The sequence below is a fragment of the Microcoleus sp. FACHB-1515 genome (assembly GCF_014696105.1).
Lineage (GTDB): Bacteria > Cyanobacteriota > Cyanobacteriia > Elainellales > Elainellaceae > JAAUTJ01.
On record NZ_JACJPO010000094.1, the window covers coordinates 1 to 5,080 of the forward strand.

Sequence of the window (5,080 nt, forward strand, 5' to 3'; positions counted from 1 at the left end):
AATACGACCATTCTTCACCGTTTGAGTCGAGGTGCAACTGGGACAAGCAAGCATCATAAAGAGTCCATCGAAATCTGTTGCTAACCTAGCATCATTACTTCTACACGACTACCGAACGGTGCGGTTTTCTTCACTCTCGCCGCGATAGTTGGAACTGGGAGCGGGGTAGGTCAGAACGGTTGCAAATAGATTCTTGTTCACGATGATCACCTTCAATTGATTAAGTTAGCTGTTGGCAGAGAGAGCAAGCAGAGTTAGAGTGCGAACTTTGTCGGTGTGTTGATAGAGTGCTTGAGCAAGAATTACGAAATCATCCGGCTTCATGTGTTGCGGAACCGAACACAAACTATATGAAAAATAGTTGATGAAGTCCGTTTGTTCAGTGCGACTACGAATATCTAGGAAGGCGGATTTGGCAACTTTTGCTTTCTTCTCCGCATATTCTCGATAGTCCGGTCTGACATTTAATTCTTCAGACTTTAATGATTTCCATTCAGGTTTCCATTCCAGGCTGTACTTTGATTTCAGTTTGCGTCCAACATAGTTTTTCACCAGTTGAAAGATCATTGGTTCGATCGCTGTTTCAGTGCTTGTTTCACTCATCTGTTTTTCCTCTTCAATTAAATCTTCTAGTTTTTTGCGAACATCACGGCGAAAAAAATCATTCTCGATGCTTTGCTCATAGGGCAGAGTACAAAGTAGCGCATCAAAACCTGTGTACCAAGGCTGATGGTTGACTAGATTCAGCAAACACTGCTTACGAAACAATGGACTTGAATAGTTGTGGCGGATTTTGGCATATTCGTCAACCATCTCAAAATCCGGCTTTATACGAGTTATCCCTCGAAACTTAACGTCTTCACCTGGAATTGCATGAAATACGTCAAATCCAGCAACCAAGTCCTGGGTTGGCTTTTCGCCTTCTAAAATCACTAGACGATCTTTCAGGCGCTTCATTGTATCTAGTGCACTTTCAATAGCCAGATCTACAATGGCATCGCGAGGACGAGAACGAAAAGATTCAATCCCCCTATCCTTTAATATTTGCGGAAATTCCTCGCAGAATAATTTCAAGGAGGTAACATCTGGTACGGCAATTGCGTAACCAAAAAACTCTGATTTCTCAAAAAATCTTTTGTCTTCTTTGTTCTTCTCAAATTTGGTTTTCTGCGGAATGTAGATCGTTGCACTATACAGCCAAAAGCGAAGGAGAAAATGAAATCGTTCTATATCCTTAAACTCAGCACTTTCAGCATTTTTTTCTCGTACACCTAGAAAGAAGCTGCCAGCTAGTTTAGTTGGTTTCTCTGAAGCTGTAGTAAGAGCTTTCCATACGTCAACTGCATCCTTCTGATACTCACCTCTGGCTCTTGCATAAAAAGGTGTGCGAGATCTATCTTTGCTCTTCAAAATGCTCCATAGAGTATCACGCCAAAGTTTTATCCAGAAACCATTTCTTCCATCTGAGCTTTTGTCGTAGCTAGGATCTGCCAGGAACGAGCCTTTAGGTATGGTTGCTGGGTAGAAATAAACTCTTCTCTTTTTGATGGCTCCTGTCTTCTTGTCAACTTTAGGTTGTTTTGTCTTAAAGTCAATTTCCCCTTCTTCCTCTTCTCGAAGCGGTGTAATAATCTCTCCATTTTTGGTACGAAGCTTCGATTCTTTCTTCTCCTCGATACTAGCAGCATAAATCTCGTCAAACAGGAACTCCAGACCCACCTGATTCAACTCTAGTGTTGCGCCGCTATCATCTAGTTGAGTCAATTTGCAGACTGCGCCTAGCTCAATCTTCTTCTTAAACTCTGGTTGCCGTTGCAACCAACGTACAACTAGTACGAGTCCTGCAAGCCCTGCTCGATGTTGAGAAGATGGTAATTCTGCAAGCTGATATTTCAATGTGAGAACATCAACTGTTGGAGTTTGCTTTGTTTTTGTCTTAGCCAAGTTCCACCTCCTCTAAAGGCTTAGTCACGAATCCTCGCTCTTCGCTGTAGTGTCCTTCCCAAGTGGCAACACCGAGGTATTTTGGTAGCCAACTAGGACGCGAATCGCTCAAATCTGCCCATTGTTTCGGAACATTAATAACGAACGGCTCTTTCTCGTATTTCTTAGCTGAGTTGAGAATCGCCTCTACCTTAGGCAAATCGAGATCGAGGATGCAGGGCACTGCAAATTCATCGGTGTCGCGGAAGTTGCCAGGAGTCGCGTAGTAGCCACTATTCAAAAAGGGAGCGCTGCCGTCTGAGTCTCGTTCTGGTGGAACGTAGTGCTCTAGTGCTGCGGCAAATTGGCGCTGGCTAACATCGCTGTTACTCAGTTCTCGTAGGAAGGCGACTGCCACTTCTAGTTCATCCTTCTGATAAGGCAAATTACTCGGCGGCGCGTAAGTATACAGCATCGCTCGAAACTCTCGTCCTCTTGCCAGGTGACGATTAGCGCGCCCGAACCGCTGTACCAGTGAGGGAATTGGTGCATTTTCGGTGATGAGAACATCTGCATCCAAGTCCAGACTCATTTCGCAAACTTGAGTAGTCACGGCGATCGCAGGTTTTCGATCCACTTGATCCTTGTGGAAGGCAAACGCCTCAACCGTTTTGGCATGAACTTTTTGTCGATCTCCTAAACGAAAGCGACTGTGATAGGTCAAGACATCAGTTTTGAGGGCAGTTTGCAGTTTTTGAGCAATTGCCAAACAGCGATCGACCGTGTTCACGACCCAAAGGACGCGATCGCCCTGTCGATACGCGCTAATTGCTTTGTCGAACGCTGCATCGAAATTGGTGACGGGCTTTAGATGATAGCGAGGATGATTTTCCTGCTCCTCCAAGTCAGGTAAGAATTCTCGGTCTGCCTCGGTCGGGTAAACTTGCAGTCCTGCTTTTTTTAGCTGTTCTTTCCGATTAGGTGGCAGCGTTGCTGTCATGCACAAAACAGGAATATCGAAGTTCTCTAAAAAACTGACCAGCGAATCGAACATCTTCAGGTCAAAGCTGTGGACTTCATCGATGATGACGGCGCTATCGGCTAGAACAGGCAACAAACATAGACTTTGATAGCTGTGTTCCATGAAGCTGAGGAACTGATCTACTGTCGCGCTGAAGTAGCGACGTGACCAAAAGCCCAATGCAAACAGCCGCTCATCGGCTTGAAAATCTTTGTCGTCGATCGCCTCACTAGGATTAACCGCCATTGCCTCTAGTTCATACCGAGCGGTTCCCGTCACTAAGGCTGCATCTGCCTCCGGTGCCCAACCGACATAGTCTCGGAAGCCCTCAGTCGCCGTGCCCCTGGTGGGGTAAAGGAAAATGACCTTACCAATCTCATAGTTCCTAGATTGGGTTTCTGCCCATTTCCAAGCACCAAACGTTTTTCCTGCACCACAGGCCGCTAGCAGCAGAGCTTTTGCGCTCTGTTGAGCCATTTGCTCTTGAAAACGATGCAGTGTAAAGGGTTGCTTAGTGCGCTTCGCGATTTGCTCTGCACGAGGGTTTAGAATCGCTTCGGCAATGTTGTCGTACTCGATCGGCTGGGAATGCACAACATCCTCAATCCATGCCTGGATGTTGTGCCCTTCACGCACCAACCCCGACGCTGCGGCATCTGCAACAATTAACCCAGCTTTAACGGCAATCAAAAGAGAACGTCGTTGGCGATCGTCTCGAATTTTGTGCCCGAATTGGCCGGCAGCTTGTGTGCCCTGCTTGTAGGCTTGCTCCCATAAAGATCTCGCTCTCCAGGGAGTTTTTGGTAGCTCTGGAATTTTCTCTTTATTGAGACCAGCAATGTTGGCAATTCGTTCTAAAACCGCTGTTACTTCTGGGTGCTGCAAATAAAGCTCAACCGATGTTTTAACTGAGTGAGTGTGGCACCAGCGGTAAACCTTGCCATTCTTCTGCGTTGTTTGACTTCTAGAAGCTTTGAGGTGATGCGACAAAACGGCTGCCGTAATAATGTCAACATCTAGAGCGGAATTTTTTGATAGCCACGTTCTAACTTCCGGCAAACACAGAACTAATGCGCTGAGATGTTCATGCCGTAGTGTTTGTGGCTTGAAACCTGCTGTTGTGACAGCCGCATAGAAGTCTTCGTTTGCCTTGCCAATATCATGAAAAAGGGCAGCAACTCGTAGATTGAGCAAAAACTTTTGCTGCTCACAAGCAATCTGAAAGAAGCGACACCAATTGCGTCCCCAGCGACCATCTAATCGAAAAATCAACTCAGCCGCTTGCTCTGTATCTAGCAAGTGTTCTTGTAAGGTGATCTCTCGATTCTGCCGCTTGCTTTTTGCTAATAACTTTGGAGGGTTAGGCATCATTAAATCTCCGAGAATATGGAAAAGGTGTGAAAATCCCGCAACCCATGCGGCGTTTGCCCCCTAAACCTAGCGTTTGTAATTTGATTGAATCGTCGTCACTCAAATTAATAATTTCTAGGGCAAAGCCAACCACTGAATAGCTTTTTATTTTGATTGTCTTTCGGCTTAGCTCTCCATCTAGGTTGAGCGGAATGGAAAGATGACCTTGAATTTTTAGAGCATCTAATTGACGTTGAGCCGCTTCCAAAAATGCGCCTGGTTCTTGAAAGCCTTTGATTGTGACAAGACGCGATCGCAGCTTGTCGATCGGCTGAAGTTGAGCAACTTGTGGAATGAACAGTTGAATTTCATGCGTTCCAATCATTAGCTTCTGCCCAGCCAGAGGCAGTACCAGCATGATTTTGTCACTTGGTAGTCGTATTTTCAGGTGAGATTGGCGAGTTAGCGCAATCTTGCCCTGATGGTCTGGCTTGCCAGGAATCGTCAGAATACTCAACCCTTCTTGTTCGTGAACGCCTGGGCAAAGGTGGGCGATCGCGCTATACAGGCCATACCCATGATCAGCAGGCAACGCTTGACCCATTACCCTAAAGCTCAATTCGACGTAAGGCAGACGGCCTTCTGATGTTTTTACTTGCTGTTGATCGGTAACTACAGCAATCCTAAATAGGAGATGAACAGTAGCCGTACATAAATGCTTTGGCAAAAGCAAAGGTTTGACAATGTGTGACTAATTGAAACAGAAACTTGACCGACCCAAATCTT

At 45.8% G+C, this 5,080-nt stretch carries 3 protein-coding genes; all 3 read right to left on the minus strand.

The features are described from left to right. Positions 1 to 225: 225 nt before the first annotated feature. Genes cmx8 through cas6 form a run of 3 tightly spaced genes read right to left on the minus strand, consistent with a single transcriptional unit; the run spans position 226 to position 5,021 of the window. Positions 226 to 1,944 (minus strand): type I-MYXAN CRISPR-associated protein Cmx8, encoded by a 1,719-nt coding sequence (cmx8, locus tag H6F67_RS27110; protein WP_190769768.1) that lies wholly within the window; start codon positions 1,942 to 1,944, stop codon positions 226 to 228. Next, a complete protein-coding gene (gene cas3 / locus H6F67_RS27115; protein WP_190769769.1) occupies positions 1,937 to 4,315 on the minus strand; it encodes a CRISPR-associated helicase Cas3' in 2,379 nt (792 codons plus the stop codon). Before cas3 ends, cmx8 begins: the two co-directional genes overlap by 8 nt. Then, positions 4,305 to 5,021, minus strand: coding sequence for a type I-MYXAN CRISPR-associated protein Cas6/Cmx6 (cas6, locus tag H6F67_RS27120; protein WP_242020830.1), 717 nt, complete (start codon positions 5,019 to 5,021; stop codon positions 4,305 to 4,307). The genes cas3 and cas6 overlap by 11 nt, the downstream gene beginning before the upstream one ends. Between the last annotated feature and the right edge of the window lie 59 nt (positions 5,022 to 5,080).

Coding starts and splice junctions, on each gene's coding strand:
- cas3 (WP_190769769.1), bottom strand. CDS start 4,315: ATGATGCCTAACCCTCCAAAGTTATTAGCAAAAAGCAAGCGGCAGAAT.